This window comes from Sphingomonas sp. NPDC092440, assembly GCF_044754985.1.
GTDB lineage: Bacteria > Pseudomonadota > Alphaproteobacteria > Sphingomonadales > Sphingomonadaceae > Sphingomonas.
In genome coordinates this window covers 269,391-287,705 of the sequence record NZ_JBIVQA010000003.1, presented here as the reverse complement: position 1 = coordinate 287,705, position 18,315 = coordinate 269,391, and the positions used below count along the sequence as shown (strand labels likewise).

Genomic DNA, 18,315 nt, shown 5'->3' with positions numbered 1-18,315 from the left:
CGAAGCCCCGGGACGGCGTCTCATACCCGCTTTCCCAACCACGAAAGCGGGGCGCGGATTTGCATGAAAAAAGGGCGCGGTAGCCATCGCCACCGCGCCCTTCCCGTACCTTTCGAAGCCGGAGCTTACTCGGCGGCGACCGCCTCGGTGCGGACGTCGCGGCGCTCGGCGATACGCGCCGACTTGCCGGTGCGGCCACGCAGATAATAGAGCTTCGCGCGACGCACGACACCGCGGCGAACCACTTCGATGCTGTCGATGTTCGGCGAATAGAGCGGGAAGACGCGCTCGACGCCCTCGCCGAACGAAATCTTGCGGACAGTGAACGAAGAGCCCATGCCCTTGTTCGAGCGGGCAATGCACACGCCCTCATAATTCTGCACGCGGGTGCGCTCGCCTTCGACGACCTTCACGCCGACCTTGAGAGTGTCGCCCGGGCGGAACTCCGGAATCTTCTTCGCCGCGTTGAACTTGGCGATCTGCTCGGCTTCGAGCGTCTGGATCAGGTTCATTTCACATCGTCCTGTTTACGTCGCCGCGCGCCAGAGGGAGATTGGACCCGAGCGCCCTCATGGCGCTCCCAAAGGTCCGGCCTCCGTAGCCGTGTGTCATTCTCCGCCTGAGCGCGTCGCCAGGCCTCGATCTTCGCATGATCCCCCGATCGCAGCACTTCGGGGATCGTGCGCCCTTCCCATTCGACAGGTCGGGTATATTGCGGATATTCGAGCAGCCCCGTCTCGAAGCTCTCGTCCATGCCGCTGGAAGGCGCGCCCATTACTCCGGGAATGAGGCGAATGCAAGCGTCGAGAAGCGTGAGCGCCGCCATCTCGCCGCCGGAGAGGATATAGTCGCCGATCGAGACCTGCTCGATCGCCCGCGCCTCGAACAGGCGCTCGTCGATCCCCTCGAACCGGCCGCACAGGACCACCGCGCCGGTGCCCTCCGCCAGCGCGCGAACGCGGTCCTGGGTCAGCGGCTTGCCGCGAGGCGTCATCGCCAGGATCGGCCGGCCGGGGGCAATGCTGTCGAGCGCGGCGGCCACCACGTCGGCGCGCATCACCATCCCCGCCCCGCCGCCCGCTGGCGTGTCGTCCACCGAGCGATGCCTGTCGGTCGCGAAGTCGCGGATCTGGACGGTCTCCATGCTCCACAGCCCCTCGCGCAGCCCCCTGCCCGCCAGCGAGATGCCGAGCGGGCCGGGAAACATCTCCGGGTAAAGCGTCAGGACGGTTGCGGCGAAGGTCACAGGGTCCAGTTCTCGATCTTCAGTTCGGGAATATCGGCGAAATCGCGCTCGTTACTGGTCACCAGCGTCAAGTCCAGCGCCAGTGCGTGCGCGGCAGCGAGCCGATCGAAGCTGCCGCGTCGGAACGGCAAGCTTGCATAGGCACGAGCGGCGGCTTCATCGAAGGGCAGCAGCTCCACCTGCTCGATCAGCCCATCGAGAACCTCGGGCGGTGGCGGCCGGCCTCGGTGGGATCCCAATGCCAGCTCTGCGAATACCACGACCGAAACGCCAAGGTCGCCAGCATCGCAATCGGCAATTCGCTGCGCAAGGATTTTGGAGCCGCCCGCCAGCATGAGGATGCAGATGTTGGCGTCGAGTAGATATTTCACGCATCGCCCTTCTGCCATCCAGGCCAATCGGGATCGTCCCAAATCCGCGGCGAATTCTCAAACTCCCGCTCCTCGCGAGTCAGCGGCTTCAGCCAGGGGGCCTTGCCCCAGAATTTGCTGATGTCGACCTTGCGCGGGAGGGACTCTGCGGGCTCGAGCACGAACTTACCGCTCTCTTCCCGAACGCGCATTTCGGCACCTTCCTTCAGGCCCAGCGCCTTGGGAAGGCGCAGAGCCAGCGAATTACCCGATTTGAACACCTTGGCGCGATATTCCTCGCCCATTGCCGCCTCCTGTATATACGAGATGTATATACACACTGCCTGCCGGTCAAGGAACGATCCCCGCCCCCGGCGGTTGCCCCGCCGATGGACGATTGCATCATCATCGGCGCCGGCCCTGCCGGCCTCACCGCGGCGATCTACCTGGCGCGGTTCCACCTGGCCATCCGGCTGTTCGATTGCGGATCGAGCCGGGCGGCGCAAATCCCCTGCACCCGCAACCATGCGGGGTTCCCGGACGGCATATCGGGCAAGGAACTGCTCGGGCGGATGCTGGCCCAGGCGGAGCGCCATGGCGCGGTGCGCGAAGGCGCGGAGGTGACCGGTCTCGGGCGCATCGGGAGTGGCTTCGGCGTGCGCGTGGGCACGCGCGCGTTGGCGGCGCGCACGGTGCTCCTCGCCACCGGGGTGGTGAACCACCGGCCCGACATGCCGGCCGCGCTGCACGACGCGGCGCTCGCCCGGGGCCTGCTGCGCTATTGTCCGATCTGCGATGGTTATGAGGTTACCGACAAGCGCATCGGGGTGATCGGCACGGGCGGGCACGGGATGCGCGAGGCGATGTTCCTGCGCGCCTACAGCGCCGATGTGACATTGATCGCCCCCCAGGCGCATGCGCTTTCGGCCGAAGAGGCCGGAATGCTCGACGCCGCCGGAATAGCGCGGGTGGAGGGGCCGTGCGGCGGTCATGCGATCGAAGGCGATCGGATCGCGCTCGATACCGCCAGCGGGCGGATGGCCTTTGACAGCATCTATCCCGCGCTGGGCTCGACGATCCGCTCGGGGCTGGCGCTCCAGGTCGGCGCGCGAGCCGATGGGAACGGGTGCCTCGAAGTGGACGAGCATCAGCGGACCTCGGTCCCCGGCCTGTTCGCCGCGGGCGACGTCGCGCGCGGGCTCGACCAGATCAGCCATGCGATGGGCGAGGCCGGTGTCGCCGCCACCGCGATCCGCAACCTGCTCGCCGGGCAGCGCCCCATGCGGCGCTGACGCATCGTTCCGGATCCGGCCCAATTCGGAACCTATTCGGGATCACCTACTTGCGGGGGGTTCGGCCGCAAGGATAGTCTGCCGCCATTCTCATGCGAGAATAGGGGGAATGTCATGAAATCGACGATCGCGCGCGGGGCAGCCTGCGCGCTCATGCTGTGGTGCGTACCGGCAATGGCGCAGCAGGGGAACGACACGCCGGAAACCAGGGGCAGCGCCGCCGCCGCCCCGGCGGACGACACGCTGGCCACCATATCCCTGCCCGATGCCGACGAGAAGATCGACGTCGCCGCGATCCAGGTGCCGTCGCTCGATGGGAAGCCCGAGCCGGCCGAAGCGGACGACTACGACAAATATTATTATTTCCACCGGGAGGAGACCGGCTTCAAGGAAGCGCTCGCCGATCTGCGCGATTGCGACGGGCTCGCGCGCGGGCTGTCCAGCCCCTATTCCAACTACGCGCCGGTGCCCTATCCCTATCAGGGGACGATGGGCGGCGTCATCGGCGGCGCGATCGGCAATATGTTGGCCGTGGCGATCTTCGGCTCCGCCCAGGTCCGCGCGCTGCGCCGCGTCAACATGCGCCGCTGCATGTCGTTCAAGGGCTATCAGCGCTACGGCCTGGCCAAGGACATCTGGAAGGAATTCAACTTCGAGGAAGGTTTCGGCAGCATCGAGGAAGGCAAGCGCCAGGCGTTCCTGAAACAGCAGGCCAAGATCGCCTCGGTGATCGCGCCCAAGGGGGAGGCTCTCGGCCGATGAGCAAGCGCCTCCTCTTCGCCGCCGCGCTGGCGGCGGCCGCCCTCGCCCCCGCCGCCGCGCTGGCCCAGACCGCCGCGCCGCCCCAGGGACTCGGCCATGTGAAGGACAAGCCCGAGATCGCGCTCGATCCGGCGACTGCCTATATCGCCGTGCGCAACGCGGACGCGGCATCCTTCTCGTTCATCCGCATCGCCGACGAAGCGAACCTGGCCGACTACAAGGCCCGCCGCGCGGCGGCGTTGGTAAAGGCCCATGCCAAATGGGAGCGTAGGCACGCCACCTGGACCAAGAATCGCGACGCCTATCTCAAGGATGCCCGCAACGGGCGGCCGGCGATCCGCCCGCCGGGCCCCGAACCGGTCGAGCCCAACGACGCGAACCTCGCCTTCACGCCGATCGACGTGGAGAACCTGATCTCGTTCGGCCCGGCCAACCGCTTCTCCAAGACCGCGGCTTCCATCTATATCCAGGGCGTCCGTCCGGGCCGCTACGCCTTTTACGGACCGATCATGACCGCCGGCGACGGCAGCCATATCGGCATCTGCATGTGCATGGGCACGTTCGAATTCGAAGCGAAGCCGGGCCAGATCACCGATATCGGCACGATGATCCTCATGTTCGATGTGGAACGCGGCAAGGCCAGGGCGGCGGGCAAGCCCCTGCCCCGCACGACGATCGACCTGCCGGAAGCGGTGACCAGCGTCAGCTGGCGGCTCCCGGCAGCGGGCGACAGGATCGATCCGCGCCTGGCCAGCTACACGATCGTCCCGGCAGAGCTGCATGCCGGCCGCCGCGTGCCCAATTATCTGGGCCTGGAGATCGATCGGGTGATGCCGATCGACGGGGTCCTCGCCTATCGGCGCGACAAGGTGATCGACGTCAGATCGGGCGCCACCCTGCCCTGACGTGAAGAGGCCGGGCGATCCCCGCGGATCGCCCGGCCTCCTTCCCCGCGCGCTCAGCTCCCGCAACCGCCGCAGCCACCGCCGCCGCAGCCACTACCGCCGCTGCCGCAACCGCTGCCGCCGCTACCGCTATCGCCCCCCGAGCTCGCCGCACGCATCTGGTGAAAGCCGCCCCAGTCCGAGCCGACCAGCACCACCGTGCCGAACAGGGCCACCGCGAGATCGGTCTCGCCGCCGGCAGGAGCCCGGCGGAGCCTTTCGCTCCGCATGCGCGCCTCGGCGAGCGCTTCCTGCCCCGCGCGCGTCCGGCGATCGAGCGCGGCGAAGCGGATCAGCGCGAGGATCCCGGTGACCACCAGCAGAGCGGTGAGGTAGCCGACCGGCTTGCCTCGCGCCTCGCCGACCAGCAGCTTGGTATAGCCGAAGCCGAGCAGCAGGAAGTAGGGCAGCGTCTGGAAGAAGCGCATCTGCAGCGCGTTCCACCCGTCCATCAGCAGCCCGGCATCGACCAGCCGTTCGCGGATGCCCTCGCCATGCTTGCCCACGGCGCCGGCGACCCGGTCCCAGCTCGCCCCGTCGGGCAGCGCGAGCACGCTGCGCTCGACCGGAGTGCCGCCGCCGAACTGGCTGGGCGTGAACTTGTTCTTGCCCGCCATCGCCAGCTGGCGGGTCGAGAGCAGCCGGGCGGCAACCGTCTCGGCAAGGCGCGTGCCGCCGCCGGCCAGCCAGGCGAGATCGTCGGTATCGATGCGGCGCGGGGTACGGCCTTCGGGCCGAAGCCAGCGCGGGATGGTGAAGCCGGCGATGATGGTGAGGATCAGCAGCCCGCCATAGAGGATGAGAAACGGCCCGCCGGTGAGATCGAAGGGTCCGAGCGACATAAGGTCCTAGCTCCTCAGGAAATACCCCAGGACCAGGGCGGAGAGCACCGCGAACAGGATCGGCAGCGCGGTCCGGAATGGCCTCCGGGGTATGATGAATGCGTCGCGCGGATGCACGCGGCGCGCCTTGTGGTCCTCGAGCAGTCGCCGCCCCGCGTCGGGCCACAGATCCGCGGGCGGCGTGCCGAAGACCTGCTCGTAGCTGCGCAGCGTCTCGGCATATTGGGTGAAATAGCGATGCCCCTCCGCACGTCCGCCGGCGGTGGGGCCATGATGGAGCGCGCGGCCGAGCACTTCGGGACAGAAGCGCTCCCAGTAATCACGGCTATAGGTGAGGTGCAGGTGCCAGGCCTGGTCGACCTGGTCCGACGGCGTGACCGGATGTTCGGCGGTGACCGCGAGGAAGCAGAAGCGCTTATATTCCTCGATCACGCGCTCGGCCTCGGCGCCGGTCCAGCCATTCTCGCGCGCCAGCCGCGCCGCGAAGCTCAGCTCCGCATCCTCGGGACCGATGGTGTAGTGGGAAAGCGCCGTCCAGACCGGGTGTCCGGTAGCGGTTCGAGACAGACCGGGGGCCTTGCTCATCTGAATTCCCACTAACATAGTAGGTTTAAAATGTCAAGCACCCCGATCGCGTCGCCTGCTCACGGCTTCGCGGCGGGTTTCGGCCGGAAGCGCAAGGCCTGGATGGTAGCCGGCCGGGTCGGCGCCAGCAGCACCGTGCCGTCGAGCAGCCCCTTGTCGCAGTGCCAGCGAAAGGCGACGGAGAGCGCGCCGTTCGGAAACAGCGGCTCGGCCTTGCCCGTGCACGCGCCCAGCTGCGCCCGCAGACCCGCGAGATCGCTGCGCCATCCTTCGGCCGAACGGTCCATCAGGAAGTTCATCGCCAGGGCGGAGCCCGCGACGGAGACGTCGCCCGCCGCATAGATGGCGCGCGCGGTCTCCTGGGCCGCAACCTGTTCCGGGGTCGCCGGCGGCTCGGCGAACTGGAGCACTCCCGCCTTGTCGAGCGCGAACATCGCGTCCCAGGCCGTGCCCGCGGCACCGGTATAGGTGCGGTTGGTGAAGACGAAGATGCCGATGCCCGCCTCGGGCAGCAGCAGCATGTGCGAGCCATAGCCGGGATAGCCGCCGCCATGATGCAGCATCAGCCCGAGCTGGCAATCCTGCGAGACGCGCAAGCCCTTGCCATAGGCGGCGGCCTGCATGCAGTCGTCCTTGGCGACGGTGCCCATGCGCGGAGCCACGCGCATGAAGTTCAGCCCCTGCGCCAGCTCGCGCACCGTGGCGCGCTTGACCGGCCCGGCATCCAGCCCGTCGCGGGGCGGCCATGCCGAAAGCAGGAAGGCGATCCACTTGCCATAGTCATTGGCGCTCACCTGCAGCCCGCCCATCGGGCCGAAGGCGCCGTTGCGCATGGTCGGCTCCTCGCGCCATGCGCCGTCCTCGAAGCGATAGCCGATCGCACGACGCACGATCGGCCACTCGGACACTTCGAAGCCGCTCGAGCCCATGCCCAGCGGCTTGAGGATCGTGCGCTCGACATAGGTGCGATAGGGCATGCCGGACGCATTGGCGACGATCCGGCCCAGCAGCGCATAGCCGAAGTTCGAATATTCGTGCGCGGTCTCCGGCACGCGGCTGAACGGAACGCCGGCGCGGAGCAGCTTCGCGAACTCGGCCTCGGGCATCGGCGTCTGCCGGTCTCCCCAGGGATCGTCGGTGACGAAGCCCGCAACATGGGAGAGCAGGTCCCGGATCCGGATATGAGGGCTGTCCGTGGTCGGATATTTCCAGCCACGCATCTCGGGGACGTATTTCTCGGCGAAGTCGTCGAGCGAGAGCTTGCCGGCATCGCGGAGCGACAGGATCGACAGCGCCGTGAAGGCCTTGGTCATCGAAGCGATGCGGAACAGCGTGTCGGCGGTGACCGGGCGCTTCTCCGCCAGGTCCTGCACGCCGAAGCCGCGGACATGGACGAGGCGCCCTTCCGCGACCAGTCCATAGACCAGGCCCGGCGTGGGCGTGTCGCGCTGGAAAGCCTCGAACTGGCGGTCGATCGCGTCGAACCGGGGCTTGAGCGCCGCTTCCGTCGTCTGCGCGGCGGCCGGCATGGCGAAGCAGCATAGCGTTGCGGCAAGCGTGGTACGGCGCCAGTTCATTACATGCATCCCCCAACTTCACGGGGAGGATAACCGGCCCCTAGCGGGCGCGCCAGCCGAACCATTCCTCGAGCATGAACCAGGCCAGCAGCCCGACGATTGCCGCACTCGCTCCACTGCCGATGCAGAGGACCAGGAAAATCAGCGCCCATTCGGGCGGCCATTCGGCACGCGAGTCGGAAAGGCCGTACCAGGTGGCGATCCCCGCGATCAGCGTCGGCAACACGGCAGTGGTCAGCAAGCGGCCGGCATGCCCCAGCCGGAAGAAGAAGGCCGCCGCGGCCCATAGGCCCGAGGCGAGCGCAGCGTAGCCGAGATACCAGGCGATCCATGTCATGATCGCAGGATGCCGCCCGGGCCCGCGTGCAGCCAATCAAGTTCGCGTGAGCATTCGGTGCAGAAGTGCGGACCTTCAGCCCATCCGCCCGGTGGCGAGTGCGATCGCCCAGTCCGGGCGCCCTTCCGCTTGCGCCTTTCGCGCGGCGGCGCGATGGTCATAGGCGACGGCGTGGAGCCCGATATCCTTCCCATGGATCACCGCATAGCGGGCGAGCGGGTCGCCATTCTCCACGCGATAGGGCCGGGGATGATCGTCGTCATAGGCCTGGAGCCCGACGCTGCCCGGATTGAGCACCCGGCGCCCGCCGGGAAGCGTCAGCAGGCGCGGAACATGGGTGTGGCCGCACAGGACGCGCCCCTCCCCGCGCCCCGCCAGCCGCCCGGCGAGCTCGGCTTCGCTCGCGGCGCGCAGGCGCGCTCCCTCCAGCGTCTCGGTGAGCGGCGCGACATCGCTGGCCGGCGTGCCATGGCACAGGAACATGCCATCCAGCGCCAGCGTCGCGGGCAGCCCCGCCAGCCAGGCCAGCGCCTCCGGACCCAGCGCGGCCCTGGTGAAGCGGTCGGAGGCGTTCATCCGCCCGGGAGGATCGGTGAGCACCTGCCGCTCGTGATTGCCGGCGATGGTCGGCCAGTCGCGCGCCATCAGCCATTCGGCGGTCTCGGCCGGCCAGAGCGGGCCCGAGAGAATGTCGCCCAAATTGAGGAAGCGCGTGCAGCCCCGCGCCCGGGCATCGGCGACGACTGCGATCAGGGCCGGCAGATTGCCGTGGATGTCGGAAAGGACCGCGGTCCGCGTCATTCGACGAAGGCGGCGCTCACCACCAGCCGCTCGGCATCCCATTCGGGCACGGCGGCGGGGATCATCGGCACCATGAAGCGCTTGGCCTTGCCGCTCTCGTCGGCCGGCCGCTCGATCTCGAGCACGTCGCCCGCGCCGAAATTGTCGATCGCCACGACCTTGCCCAACGCCGCGCCCTCGTCGGAGACGGCGGGGAGCCCCAGCAGGTCGACATGATAATATTCGCCCTCGCCGAGCGGGGGCAGCGCCGAGCGCGGGACGCTGAGCTCGGTCCCGCGCAGGGCCTCCGCCGCATTGCGGTCGGCCACTTCGGCGAAGCGCGCGATCGTGCCGTTCGGCCCGCCGCGCACCGATTTGAGCGTCAGCGCACCGCCATTGAACCGGCGGTGCGTCGACAGGTCCTCGGCGAAGACCTTCAGGCGGACCTCGCCCGTCACGCCGTGCGCGCCGATGATGACGGCGAGCGTAACGGGCTGATCACCGGACAAAGCTTACGCCTCGGCCGGCGGGGTCTCTTCGGCGGTCGCCTCGGCGACCTGCTCGGCTTCCGCCGTCGGCTCTTCGGTCGCCGCTTCGACTTCGGCGGCCATCACGGCCTCGGTTTCCTCGTTCGAGCCCTCGGCCGGAACTTCCTCGGCGGCCGGAGCCGGCGCGGCGGCGGCCTCGGCCTTCGCCTCGGCAGCGGCTTCCTCGGCGGCCTTCAGCTTCTCGGCACGCTCCTCGGCGCGCTCGACGGCCTTCTCGCCCGGCTTGCCCTTGTTCGGGTTGTTCTTGGCGGTGCGCTCCTTGAGGCCGGCGGCGTCGAGGAAGCGGGCGACGCGGTCGGTCGGCTGCGCGCCGACGCCCAGCCAGTAGGTGGCGCGCTCATTGTCGAGCACGACGCGCTTGGCATCGTCCTTGGCGAGCAGCGGGTTGTAGGTGCCGATCTTCTCGATGAACTTGCCGTCGCGGGGCGAGCGGGCATCGGCAACGACGATGCGGTAATACGGACGCTTCTTCGAGCCGCCGCGCGACAGACGCAGGGAAATAGCCATTACAATCTTCCTTCTTCGTATTCGTCAGCCCGGCGATCACCGGGTCTGGTCTGGTTGTTGCCCCGCCGCCTGACGGCTGGGCGGGGTAATCACTTCTTCTTCAAAAAATTCTCGAAACCGGGCGGAAGCTGGGGCGCGCCGGGGCCGCCCAGGCCGGGAAGCCCGCCCGCGCCGCCGGGACCGTCCAGCTTGCCCATCATGTCGCCCAGCCCGGCACCGCCCAGCGCGTTGCCGACGCCGCCCATGCCGCCACCGGGGCCGCCCTTGCCGAGCATGCCCATCAGGCCCTTGAGCCCGCCCATCTTCTTGAGCCGCTTCATCGCGGTCTGCATCTCGAGATGCATCTTCAGCAGCTTGTTGACGTCCTGCACGGTCGTCCCCGAGCCCTTGGCGATGCGGATCTTGCGCTTGGCGTTGATCAGGTCGGGCTTGGCGCGCTCCTTGGGCGTCATCGAGGTGATCATCGCGTCCATGCGGATCAGCACCTTGTCGCCGCCGACCTGGTCGACCGCCGCCTGTGCCTTCTTCATCCCCGGCATCATGCCGGCAAGCGCGCCCAGCCCGCCCATGCGGCGCATCTGGGCAAGCTGGCCGCGCAGGTCGTTCATGTCGAACTGGCCCTTGGCCAGCCGCGCCGCCATCTTCTCGGCGTCTTCCTCCTGGATCGCGGCCGCCGCCTTCTCGACCAGCGACACGACGTCGCCCATGCCGAGAATGCGGCCGGCGACGCGCTTGGGATGGAAGGGCTCGAGCGCGTCGAGCTTTTCGCCCATGCCGGCGAACTTGATCGGCTTGCCGGTGACCGCGCGCATCGACAGCGCCGCGCCGCCACGGGCATCGCCGTCCATCCGGGTGAGGATCACGCCGGTGAGCGGCACCTGTTCGGAGAAGCTGGTCGCGACGTTCACCGCGTCCTGGCCGGTGAGCGAGTCGACGACGAGCAGGATCTCGTTCGGCCGGGCGATGTCCGCGACGGCCTTCATCTCGTCCATCAGCGCCTGGTCGACGTGCAGGCGGCCGGCGGTGTCGAGCATCAGGACGTCATAGCCCTGGAGCTTGGCCGCGCTCAGCGCGCGCCTGGCAATCTCCACCGGCTGCTGGCCGGCGACGATCGGCAGCGTCTGCACCTCGGTCTGGGTGCCGAGCACCGCGAGCTGCTCCTGCGCAGCCGGACGGTTCACGTCCAGCGACGCCATCATCACCTTCTTGCCCTGGCTCTTGAGCAGCCTGGACAGCTTGGCGGTGGTGGTCGTCTTGCCCGAGCCCTGGAGGCCGACGAGCATGATCACGGCCGGCGGCGTCACGTCGATCGCAAGCTCGGCCGTGTCCGGGCCCAGCATGTCCACGAGCGCGTCGTGGACGATCTTCACCACCTGCTGGCCCGGCGTGACCGAGCGCAGCACCTCGTGGCCGATGGCCTTCTCGGTCACCTTCTCGACGAAGTCGCGCGCCACCGGAAGCGCGACATCGGCCTCCAGCAGGGCGATCCGCACTTCGCGCATGGCGGTGCGGACATCGGCTTCGGTCAGCGCGCCACGACCGCGCAGGCGCTCGAATACGCCACCCAGCCGTTCGCTCAGACTTTCGAACATCGACCCAAAACTCCAAATCCGGCCATAACTCGCCAAACGCAAAACACGCCGGCGGACGAAACCTCGTCGGCCAGCGTCACCCCTTGGGGCGGCAAATGTCTCGCGTTCGAAGAGAACGGTCGCGGCGGCCCCTACCCCATCGGGGCACGAGAGGCAAGCCGGCTGATTCCGGGCGAGCCCCGCCAGCGGGAGCGCATGACGATAGCGCGAAATATTGCGCGAGCATGTCGCCGGCTTAACCCGTTCTATACCGAGTGCATGAGAAACGGACCCGATTGTAGTTGGGGGATCGTTCCCGGCATGTCGCTGGACCACGAAGAACAAGCCTTATCGCGAAGCGCCCCGCGCCCGGCCCTGCTGTCGGGCGCGATCAGCGTTGCCGCGATTCTGCTCTTCATCGGCACCGGCAGCGCCGTGCTCTCCAAGACGCTGCAATATTATTTCGAAGGCGGCGCTCCGGCCGACCGCACGCTCGTCATCGCATTGCTGCTCAACGTCGCGCTGATCCTGTTCGGCTGGCGCCGGCATTCGGAGCTGAGCCACGAGGTGCAGGTCCGCGCCGCTGCCGAGGAACGCGCCCAGCAGCTGGCGAATCGCGATCCGCTGACCGGCTTCTACAACCGCCGCAGCCTTGCCGAGGAAGGCGCGGCGATGTTCGTCCGGGCCCAGCGCCGCCGCAAGGCCATGGCGATGATCATGCTCGACCTCGATCATTTCAAGACGATCAACGACATGCACGGCCATGCCGTGGGCGATGCGCTGCTGCGTGCCGTCGCTGCCGAGATCGCGCATGTCATGCCGCCGATCGCGCTCACCGCGCGGCTGGGCGGCGACGAGTTCGCCTGCGGCTTCCTGTTCGATCCCAGCGAGCCCATGGTGGTGGAGCGCATCGCCGAGCGGCTCGTCAGCCGCATGGCCCAGCCCTTCGAGGCGGAGGGCCTGCGCCTGCACATCTCCTGCTCGCTCGGCATCGCGCGCTCGGACTTCGACTGCGCGAGCATCGACGCGCTGATGCGCTCGGCCGACATCGCGATGTACGCGGCCAAGAAATCGGGCCGCAACCGCTATGCCTGGTTCGATCATTCGATGGAGCGCGAGCTCCAGATCCGCAACGAGCTGGAGAGCGGGCTGCGCACCGCGATCCCGCGCGGCGAGATCGTTCCCTATTTCGAGCAGCAGGTGGATCTGACCACCAACCGGCTGCACGGTTTCGAGGTGCTGGCGCGCTGGGAGCATCCCACGCGCGGGCTGATTTCTCCCGAGCTGTTCATTCCGATCGCGGAGGAGACCGGCATGATCGCCGATCTCTCGCTCTCGATCATGCGCCAGGCCTTCCTCGCCGCGCGCGACTGGGACCCCGCGCTCACGCTGTCGATCAACATCTCGCCCTGGCAGCTGCGCGACGCCTGGCTGGCGCAGAAGATCATCAAGGTGCTGGCCGAGACCGGCTTCCCGGCAAGCCGGCTCGAGGTGGAGATCACCGAAAGCTCGCTGTTCGACAATCTGGCGCTGGCCCAGTCGATCGTCGGCAGCCTGAAGAACCAGGGCGCCCGGCTGGCGCTCGACGATTTCGGCACCGGCTATTCGTCGCTGGCGCATCTGCGCGCCTTGCCCTTCGACCGGATCAAGATCGACAAGAGCTTCGTCATGTCGCTCAACACCAGCGCCGACTCGGCCGCGATCGTCAACGCGATCGTCAGCCTGGGCGAGAGCCTCAACCTGCCGATCACCGCCGAAGGCGTGGAGGACGGCGCGATCGAGGAACGGCTGCGCGCCGCCGGCTGCGCCAAGGCGCAGGGCTGGCACTATGGCAAGCCGTTGTCGGTGGCCGGGGCGCGCCGCCTGCTCGCCGAGCGCCGGCTGATCCTGACCGGCGGTGCCTCGCCCACGACGCCCGAGCCGCCGGCGGACGATCGGCGGCTCGCGGGCTGAGGAGTGAAACGAGCGGCCGCGGGAAGCGGCCGCCCGTCCGTTCCCGGCAGACTACCTCCAGGACCCGGTGCCACCGCCGGTGCAGACCAGATTCGACAGCCCGCCCCCGTGCAGATGGCCGAGGAATTGGCTGTTTCCGTCGAAGAAATTCACATTCACATAGCCGCCGATGAGGACGGCGACTGCGTTGACGTTGAACCCCGCCGAGGTCTTCAGCAGCTTCGCCACGTCCTTCGTGTAGCAATGCCCCCAATATTTCCCCAACGAGATCAGGCTGGTCGCCCCGGCATTTCCCTCGAAGAACCAGTCCTTGCCATCCACCCTCATGTTGACGGTGACCTTCAGATAGCCACCAATGCCCGCAACGATGACCTCGACATAGTACCGGTTCTCATGCCCGGTGAGGAACTCGATCGCGGCAGCGGCCTCGGGTTTCGAAATACCCTCGCCATGCGTCGCAACAAAGGCTTCAGCATCCTTACGTTCCGTCATTGCATTCATCCCTATTCAATTTGAGAATTAAACAATTGAAATCAACGCACATCATGCGCCCCGGCAAAAACTGCTGGATCAAATTTCAGCTGTTGGGTGATTGGCCGCGCCGCACCGCGATTTCCTAACCGGTAATCGGCGAGATATTTTGGACCAATTTTGAAGGGATTTGCCTTTCCGCCGGCCCAAATTTGTAGCTATCGTATCTTCATCGGGGGTTGCCGGACGGTCGGGGGCGCGATCCGTCCCGGCTGGGGATTTGCGGGGCGGGTGCCGGGAGCATGGCGGAACATCTCGACATCCGCGCGCATGATGCGCTGTTCGCCAGCCGCACTTCGCCCGAGGAATGGACGCGGATCGCCGCCTTTCGCGATCATCCGGCCTTTCTGGACGGAGTCCGCCGCCACGAGAACGTGATGCAACCCTTTTTCGCGCACAACCTGATCCTCAATCGGGTCGTGACCGAAGTCTGGCGCTTTCAGATCCTGGTGATCCTGCTCTACCTGCACGATACCCGCGATGCGCGCGATCCGCGAACGGGATTGACCATCACCAACCTGCAGCGGAGCTGCGCCAGGCTGGACCTGGCCAGCCCGGGGCGGGTCCATGCCTTTCTCAACATCATGAAGCTTGGCGGATATCTGGTGGCGGCGCGCTCCCCGATCGATTCCCGGGTGGTGCATCTCGAACCCACGCCGCGCTTCATGGCGATCGTCGAGGAGTGGAACGACCAGATCTTCGCCGCGATCGACGCGGCCGTGCCCCAGGGTGCGCTGACGGGCCTGCGCGCCCGCCACCCGGAACTCGGCCGGCACATGCGCACCAGCGGCGCCGAAGGGCTGATCGCCGGCTGGGACCCGCTCGGGCCCTTTCCGGAGGTCTTCCATTTCGCGTCGTCGGACGGCGGGTGGCTGATGATGGAGCACCTGGTGCTGCGCGCGATGCAGCCCGACAACCGCGTCCGCATCGAACCGGTCGCGCTCAACATGCGCGCCACGGCCAAGCAGTTCGGCGGCTCGCGCTCGAACCTGATCCGCATGCTGGAAGCCGGCTATGAACTCGGCCTGCTCGAGCTGCCGCCGCGCAGCGGCAGCTGCATCATGCTCTCATCGCGCATGACTTGTGCGTTCCTGGCCTTCATGGCTTCGTTCCTGGGCTATTTCCAGCACCATAGCGGCATTGCCCTGGCCAGGATCACCACCCCGCCCCATCCCGGCTGAGGAACTCCCTTTCCTCCGATGTCGATTCACGCCCCAGCGCGGCATTCCGGCTGGGAAAACGTCCAAACTTTACGATCACCTCGGCATGCTTCACGGCGAAATCGAGGATGTACGCATCGCCGAGCGAGGCAAATTTCTCCACGCTCAGCTTCTGCATCGCCGGATCCTCGGCATGTTCGAGCGGCAGATAGAAGAACTGGCGCTCTTGCGCCGCCATTGCCTCGTCCCAGCGCAACTCGATCCCCTGAAGGGCGAGCTCCAATGCGAGCGGATCGGCGGCATAGGCCTCCGCACTGTCGCGATGGATGTTGCGGCTGAACTGGTCGAGCAGGATGATCGCCGCGAGCACGGTCTCGGGATCGTCGCGCCAGCCCTCGGCGCCCGAGCCCAGCACCACGTCGCGCAGCTGCCCGAAGCGCGACTTGATCTCCGCATCGAGCTTCGCCGACTTGACGAAATGCTGCTCGGGCGTGAGCGCGAACCAGAAGCCCAGTATTTCGCGGGTCCTCGCGTGGACATCGCGTGTAGCTGCGCCTAGATCACCGGCCAAATGTCATCCCCTCACGTCATCAGTCTGGGTTGCCGGCTCAACCTCGCGGAGAGCGAGACGATCCGTACTCTGCTGTCCGATCGTGACACGATCGTGATCAACAGTTGCGCGGTGACCAACGAAGCCGTCAAGCAGACCCGCCAGGCGATCCGCCGCGCGCGCCGCGAGCGGCCAGGCGCCGAGCTGGTGGTGACCGGCTGCGCGGCGCAGATCGACCCGCAAGCGTTCGCGGCGATGCCCGAGGTGGACCGGGTGATCGGCAATGCCGAGAAGCTGCGGCCCGATGCCTGGCTGTCGCCCGAGCCGGTGGTGGTGCAGGACATCATGGCCGTGCGCGAGACGGCGCCGCATCTCGCCGCCAGCTTCTCCACGCACGCCCGCGCATTCGTGGAGGTGCAGAATGGCTGCGACCATCGCTGTACCTTCTGCGCGATCCCCTATGGCCGCGGCAACAGCCGCTCGGTGCCCGCGGGCGCGGTGATCGACCGCGTCGCCCAGCTCGCCGAAAGCCATGCCGAAGTGGTGCTGACCGGCGTGGACCTGACCAGCTATGGCCCCGACCTGCCCGGCGCGCCGAGCCTCGGCCAGCTGGTCGAGCGCATATTGGCGCATGTGCCGGAGCTTCGGCGGCTCAGGCTTTCCTCGCTAGACGGGATCGAGGTGGACGACCGGCTGTTCGACCTGCTCACCGGGGAGCCGCGCCTGATGCCGCACGTCCACCTCTCGCTCCAGGCAGGGGATGACATGGTCCTGAAGCGCATGAAGCGCCGGCACGGTCGCGCCCAGTCGGTTGCGCTGGTCGAGCGGCTGCGCGCGGCACGCCCCGAGATCGCGATCGGCGCCGACCTGATCGCCGGCTTCCCGACCGAGAGCGAGGCGATGTTCGAGAACACGCTGGCGCTGATCGCGGAATGCGGCATCGTCCATGCCCATATCTTCCCCTACAGCCCCCGTGCCGGCACCCCCGCCGCGAAGATGCCGCAGGTCGAGCCCGAAGTGGTGAAGGCCCGCGCCGCGCGCCTGCGCGCCGCTGCGGCCGGCACGCGGGGCGCCTGGCTGCGAAGCCTGGTAGGCAGCACCCAGCAAGTGCTGGTAGAGCGCCCCGGCGACCGGGGCCATGCCGGCAATTTCGCCGAGGTTCGCCTCGCCCCAAGCCAAGTCGGAGAGATTGTGAGCGTTAAGATCGTGGACGTCCGGGACGGGAAGCTGATCGCATGAGCGGCCCCAGCTGGCACGAGCGCCTTCTCGGCGGCTTCCGCAAGACGTCCGACCGGCTGATCGGCAACCTTGCCGGCCTGGGCCTGGCCCGGCTCGACGACGCGACGCTCGACGAGATCGAGGAGGCGTTGATCGCTTCCGACCTTGGCCCGACCACCGCCGCGCGCGTGCGCCAGCGGCTCGCCGAGGGCCAGTTCGAGCGCAACATGGAAGAGCTCGGCATCCGGCTGGTGGTGGCCGAGGAAGTCGCCAGGGTGCTCGAGCCGGTGGCCAAGAAGCTGGAGATCGAGGCCTTTCCCCGCCCGCAGGTGATCCTCGTCATCGGCGTCAACGGCTCGGGCAAGACCACGACGATCGCCAAGCTCGCCAACCTGCTGATGGAGCAGGATTATTCGGTGATGCTCGCCGCCGGCGACACCTTCCGCGCCGCCGCGATCGGCCAGTTGCGGACCTGGGCCGAGCGGATCGGCGTGCCGATCGTCTCCGGCGCCGAGGGCGGCGACGCCGCCGGCATCGTGTTCGAGGCCGTGAAGAAGGCCACGGAGATCGGCACCGACGTGCTGATCGTCGACACCGCCGGGCGCCTCCAGAACAAGCGCGAGCTGATGGACGAGCTGGCCAAGATCCGCCGCGTGCTCGGCCGGCTCAATCCGGCGGCGCCGCACGACGTGGTGCTGGTGCTCGACGCGACCACCGGCCAGAACGCCCTGAACCAGATCGAAGTGTTCAAGGAAGTCGCCGGCGTGACCGGCCTCGTCATGACCAAGCTCGACGGCACCGCGCGCGGCGGCGTGCTCGTCGCGGCGGCGGAGAAATACGGCCTGCCGATCCATGCGATCGGCGTGGGCGAGAAGGTGGACGATCTGCGTCCGTTCAACGCGCAGGAAGTCGCGCGCATCATTGCGGGCGTGGAGGAGCTTACCAATGGCTGAGAAGAAGGCCGCCACGCCCGGCGTGCGGATGCTGATCGACTATGGCCCGCTCGCGGTGTTCTTCCTGGTCAATTCGCTGGCCCAGGGGCCGGTGCTCGCGCGCGTGTTCGCCGCGACCGTGGCGTTCATGGTCGCGATGGCCGCGGCGATCGCGCTGAGCTGGTGGAAGACTCGCCACGTCTCGCCCATGCTGTGGATCACCGCGGCCTTCGTGCTCCTGTTCGGCGGCCTGACGCTCTATTTCCACGACCAGACCTTCATCCAGATCAAGCCGACGATCATCTATGCGATGTTCGCGATCGTGCTCGGTTACGGCGTGATCGCCGACAAGCCCCTGCTCCAGATGCTGCTCGAACAGGCCTATCCGGGCCTCTCGGCCAAGGGCTGGCGGCTGCTGACGATCAACTGGGCGCTGTTCTTCGTTGCCGCCGCGGTCGCCAACGAGGTGGTTCGCCAGCTCGTCACCTGGGACCAGTGGGTGCTCTTCAAGACCTGGGTGATGATCCCGGTCACGCTGGCGTTCGCGATGCTCAACATCCCGCTGCTGCTCAAGCACGGACTGCAGCTGGAGAAGCCCGAGGACGCGCCCGTCCCGCCCCAGGAGTGAGC

Annotated in this window: 22 protein-coding genes; 8 read left to right on the top strand and 14 right to left on the bottom strand. The window is 67.6% G+C overall.

Annotated elements, in window-relative coordinates; translation table 11 throughout:
- Positions 1–125: 125 nt before the first annotated feature.
- From rplS to ACIQCS_RS06785, 4 genes are read right to left on the bottom strand one after another with little or no spacing between them, the layout of a single operon-like run.
- Entirely contained in the window at positions 126–512 is a 387-nt protein-coding gene (rplS, locus tag ACIQCS_RS06800) for a 50S ribosomal protein L19 (RefSeq protein ID WP_086129120.1), read from the bottom strand.
- Positions 509–1,246 carry a tRNA (guanosine(37)-N1)-methyltransferase TrmD gene (gene trmD / locus ACIQCS_RS06795; protein ID WP_345851276.1) on the bottom strand — a complete coding sequence of 246 codons (738 nt, stop codon included), beginning with the start codon at positions 1,244–1,246 and terminating at the stop codon, positions 509–511. The genes rplS and trmD overlap by 4 nt, the downstream gene beginning before the upstream one ends.
- Complete coding sequence (locus ACIQCS_RS06790; RefSeq protein WP_345851275.1) at positions 1,243–1,617, bottom strand: type II toxin-antitoxin system VapC family toxin; 375 nt, start codon at positions 1,615–1,617, stop codon at positions 1,243–1,245. Before ACIQCS_RS06790 ends, trmD begins: the two co-directional genes overlap by 4 nt.
- Positions 1,614–1,901, bottom strand: coding sequence for an AbrB/MazE/SpoVT family DNA-binding domain-containing protein (locus ACIQCS_RS06785; protein WP_345851274.1), 288 nt, complete (start codon positions 1,899–1,901; stop codon positions 1,614–1,616). The genes ACIQCS_RS06790 and ACIQCS_RS06785 overlap by 4 nt, the downstream gene beginning before the upstream one ends.
- Positions 1,902–1,985: 84 nt before the next feature.
- Between ACIQCS_RS06785 and ACIQCS_RS06780 the strand changes: the two genes are divergently transcribed.
- The 3 genes from ACIQCS_RS06780 to ACIQCS_RS06770 all read left to right on the top strand — a co-directional run bounded on the left by ACIQCS_RS06780 (position 1,986) and on the right by ACIQCS_RS06770 (position 4,555).
- A complete protein-coding gene (locus ACIQCS_RS06780) occupies positions 1,986–2,888 on the top strand; it encodes an NAD(P)/FAD-dependent oxidoreductase (RefSeq protein WP_345851272.1) in 903 nt (300 codons plus the stop codon).
- 114 nt (positions 2,889–3,002) lie between these two features.
- The gene (locus ACIQCS_RS06775) at positions 3,003–3,650 is read left to right on the top strand and encodes a hypothetical protein (protein WP_345851271.1); all 648 of its coding nucleotides are present in this window, start codon (positions 3,003–3,005) and stop codon (positions 3,648–3,650) included.
- A complete protein-coding gene (locus ACIQCS_RS06770; protein ID WP_345851270.1) occupies positions 3,647–4,555 on the top strand; it encodes a hypothetical protein in 909 nt (302 codons plus the stop codon). Before ACIQCS_RS06775 ends, ACIQCS_RS06770 begins: the two co-directional genes overlap by 4 nt.
- Positions 4,556–4,608: 53 nt before the next feature.
- Here ACIQCS_RS06770 and ACIQCS_RS06765 read toward each other — a convergent pair whose 3' ends face one another.
- From ACIQCS_RS06765 to ffh, 8 genes are all read right to left on the bottom strand, one after another.
- Positions 4,609–5,436, bottom strand: coding sequence for a TIGR04222 domain-containing membrane protein (locus ACIQCS_RS06765; RefSeq protein WP_345851268.1), 828 nt, complete (start codon positions 5,434–5,436; stop codon positions 4,609–4,611).
- Between the two features lie 6 nt (positions 5,437–5,442).
- Positions 5,443–6,021, bottom strand: coding sequence for a hypothetical protein (locus ACIQCS_RS06760; RefSeq protein WP_345851267.1), 579 nt, complete (start codon positions 6,019–6,021; stop codon positions 5,443–5,445).
- 59 nt (positions 6,022–6,080) lie between these two features.
- Positions 6,081–7,598, bottom strand: a complete 1,518-nt coding sequence (locus ACIQCS_RS06755; RefSeq protein WP_345851265.1) for a serine hydrolase domain-containing protein — start codon at positions 7,596–7,598, stop codon at positions 6,081–6,083.
- Between the two features lie 40 nt (positions 7,599–7,638).
- On the bottom strand, positions 7,639–7,935 hold the full coding sequence (locus tag ACIQCS_RS06750) for a hypothetical protein (RefSeq protein ID WP_345851264.1): 297 nt from the start codon (positions 7,933–7,935) through the stop codon (positions 7,639–7,641).
- Between the two features lie 75 nt (positions 7,936–8,010).
- Entirely contained in the window at positions 8,011–8,736 is a 726-nt protein-coding gene (locus tag ACIQCS_RS06745) for a metallophosphoesterase family protein (protein WP_345851263.1), read from the bottom strand.
- Positions 8,733–9,224 (bottom strand): ribosome maturation factor RimM, encoded by a 492-nt coding sequence (rimM, locus tag ACIQCS_RS06740; protein ID WP_280278614.1) that lies wholly within the window; start codon positions 9,222–9,224, stop codon positions 8,733–8,735. The genes ACIQCS_RS06745 and rimM overlap by 4 nt, the downstream gene beginning before the upstream one ends.
- A 3-nt stretch (positions 9,225–9,227) precedes the next feature.
- Complete coding sequence (gene rpsP / locus ACIQCS_RS06735; protein ID WP_345851262.1) at positions 9,228–9,770, bottom strand: 30S ribosomal protein S16; 543 nt, start codon at positions 9,768–9,770, stop codon at positions 9,228–9,230.
- An 89-nt stretch (positions 9,771–9,859) separates the two neighbouring features.
- On the bottom strand, positions 9,860–11,362 hold the full coding sequence (gene ffh / locus ACIQCS_RS06730) for a signal recognition particle protein (RefSeq protein WP_345851261.1): 1,503 nt from the start codon (positions 11,360–11,362) through the stop codon (positions 9,860–9,862).
- A 300-nt stretch (positions 11,363–11,662) separates the two neighbouring features.
- On the opposite strand from ffh, the gene ACIQCS_RS06725 reads away from it, so the two are divergent.
- Positions 11,663–13,294 carry an EAL domain-containing protein gene (locus ACIQCS_RS06725; RefSeq protein ID WP_345851260.1) on the top strand — a complete coding sequence of 544 codons (1,632 nt, stop codon included), beginning with the start codon at positions 11,663–11,665 and terminating at the stop codon, positions 13,292–13,294.
- 51 nt (positions 13,295–13,345) lie between these two features.
- Here ACIQCS_RS06725 and ACIQCS_RS06720 read toward each other — a convergent pair whose 3' ends face one another.
- A complete protein-coding gene (locus ACIQCS_RS06720) occupies positions 13,346–13,786 on the bottom strand; it encodes a VapA/VapB family virulence-associated protein (RefSeq protein WP_345851259.1) in 441 nt (146 codons plus the stop codon).
- Positions 13,787–14,067: 281 nt separating this feature from the next.
- Here ACIQCS_RS06720 and ACIQCS_RS06715 point away from each other — a divergent pair, with 281 nt between their 5' ends.
- Positions 14,068–15,006, top strand: coding sequence for a hypothetical protein (locus tag ACIQCS_RS06715; protein ID WP_345851258.1), 939 nt, complete (start codon positions 14,068–14,070; stop codon positions 15,004–15,006).
- Here ACIQCS_RS06715 and ACIQCS_RS06710 read toward each other — a convergent pair.
- Positions 14,981–15,556, bottom strand: a complete 576-nt coding sequence (locus tag ACIQCS_RS06710) for a DUF924 family protein (RefSeq protein ID WP_345851257.1) — start codon at positions 15,554–15,556, stop codon at positions 14,981–14,983. The genes ACIQCS_RS06715 and ACIQCS_RS06710 overlap by 26 nt on opposite strands.
- On the opposite strand from ACIQCS_RS06710, the gene mtaB reads away from it, so the two are divergent.
- From mtaB to ACIQCS_RS06695, 3 genes are read left to right on the top strand one after another with little or no spacing between them, the layout of a single operon-like run.
- Positions 15,557–16,774 carry a tRNA (N(6)-L-threonylcarbamoyladenosine(37)-C(2))-methylthiotransferase MtaB gene (mtaB, locus tag ACIQCS_RS06705; protein WP_345851256.1) on the top strand — a complete coding sequence of 406 codons (1,218 nt, stop codon included), beginning with the start codon at positions 15,557–15,559 and terminating at the stop codon, positions 16,772–16,774.
- Positions 16,771–17,706: a signal recognition particle-docking protein FtsY gene (gene ftsY, locus ACIQCS_RS06700; RefSeq protein ID WP_345851255.1), complete on the top strand. Its 936-nt coding sequence runs from the start codon at positions 16,771–16,773 to the stop codon at positions 17,704–17,706. The genes mtaB and ftsY overlap by 4 nt, the downstream gene beginning before the upstream one ends.
- Positions 17,699–18,313 carry a septation protein IspZ gene (locus ACIQCS_RS06695; protein ID WP_345851254.1) on the top strand — a complete coding sequence of 205 codons (615 nt, stop codon included), beginning with the start codon at positions 17,699–17,701 and terminating at the stop codon, positions 18,311–18,313. The genes ftsY and ACIQCS_RS06695 overlap by 8 nt, the downstream gene beginning before the upstream one ends.
- The last annotated feature ends 2 nt before the right edge of the window (positions 18,314–18,315 follow it).

Coding starts and splice junctions, on each gene's coding strand:
- ACIQCS_RS06765 (WP_345851268.1), bottom strand. CDS start 5,436: ATGTCGCTCGGACCCTTCGATCTCACCGGCGGGCCGTTTCTCATCCTC.
- ACIQCS_RS06775 (WP_345851271.1), top strand. CDS start 3,003: ATGAAATCGACGATCGCGCGCGGGGCAGCCTGCGCGCTCATGCTGTGG.
- ACIQCS_RS06785 (WP_345851274.1), bottom strand. CDS start 1,901: ATGGGCGAGGAATATCGCGCCAAGGTGTTCAAATCGGGTAATTCGCTG.
- ACIQCS_RS06715 (WP_345851258.1), top strand. CDS start 14,068: ATGGCGGAACATCTCGACATCCGCGCGCATGATGCGCTGTTCGCCAGC.
- ACIQCS_RS06745 (WP_345851263.1), bottom strand. CDS start 8,736: ATGACGCGGACCGCGGTCCTTTCCGACATCCACGGCAATCTGCCGGCC.
- ftsY (WP_345851255.1), top strand. CDS start 16,771: ATGAGCGGCCCCAGCTGGCACGAGCGCCTTCTCGGCGGCTTCCGCAAG.
- ACIQCS_RS06780 (WP_345851272.1), top strand. CDS start 1,986: ATGGACGATTGCATCATCATCGGCGCCGGCCCTGCCGGCCTCACCGCG.
- mtaB (WP_345851256.1), top strand. CDS start 15,557: ATGTCATCCCCTCACGTCATCAGTCTGGGTTGCCGGCTCAACCTCGCG.
- ACIQCS_RS06760 (WP_345851267.1), bottom strand. CDS start 6,021: ATGAGCAAGGCCCCCGGTCTGTCTCGAACCGCTACCGGACACCCGGTC.
- ACIQCS_RS06750 (WP_345851264.1), bottom strand. CDS start 7,935: ATGACATGGATCGCCTGGTATCTCGGCTACGCTGCGCTCGCCTCGGGC.
- rplS (WP_086129120.1), bottom strand. CDS start 512: ATGAACCTGATCCAGACGCTCGAAGCCGAGCAGATCGCCAAGTTCAAC.
- ACIQCS_RS06770 (WP_345851270.1), top strand. CDS start 3,647: ATGAGCAAGCGCCTCCTCTTCGCCGCCGCGCTGGCGGCGGCCGCCCTC.
- ACIQCS_RS06720 (WP_345851259.1), bottom strand. CDS start 13,786: ATGACGGAACGTAAGGATGCTGAAGCCTTTGTTGCGACGCATGGCGAG.
- ACIQCS_RS06725 (WP_345851260.1), top strand. CDS start 11,663: ATGTCGCTGGACCACGAAGAACAAGCCTTATCGCGAAGCGCCCCGCGC.
- ACIQCS_RS06755 (WP_345851265.1), bottom strand. CDS start 7,598: ATGAACTGGCGCCGTACCACGCTTGCCGCAACGCTATGCTGCTTCGCC.
- ffh (WP_345851261.1), bottom strand. CDS start 11,362: ATGTTCGAAAGTCTGAGCGAACGGCTGGGTGGCGTATTCGAGCGCCTG.
- rpsP (WP_345851262.1), bottom strand. CDS start 9,770: ATGGCTATTTCCCTGCGTCTGTCGCGCGGCGGCTCGAAGAAGCGTCCG.
- ACIQCS_RS06695 (WP_345851254.1), top strand. CDS start 17,699: ATGGCTGAGAAGAAGGCCGCCACGCCCGGCGTGCGGATGCTGATCGAC.